Genomic DNA, 216 nt, shown 5'->3' on the forward strand with positions numbered 1-216 from the left:
GACGGCAGCTGGACCTGGCAGCACGCCGGCGGCGATAAGTTTGCCGAGGGCAGCCACGCGCTGACCGTCCGGGCCACCGACCCGGCGGGCAACGTCTCGGTCATGTCAGAGACCTTCACCATCACCGTCGACACCGTTATCGCGCAGCCCGTTATCGGCACCGTGACCGACGCGGTCGCCGGCGGCGTCACCGGCAACATCGCCAGCGACGGCACC

Annotated in this window: 1 protein-coding gene; it reads left to right on the plus strand. The window is 69.9% G+C overall.

Annotated elements, in window-relative coordinates:
• Positions 1–216, plus strand: a 216-nt coding sequence (locus tag HX773_RS21225; protein ID WP_176973199.1) for an Ig-like domain-containing protein, incomplete at both ends; no start/stop codon positions are given.

The organism is Pantoea sp. B9002 (assembly GCF_013385945.1).
Classification (GTDB): domain Bacteria; phylum Pseudomonadota; class Gammaproteobacteria; order Enterobacterales; family Enterobacteriaceae; genus Pantoea.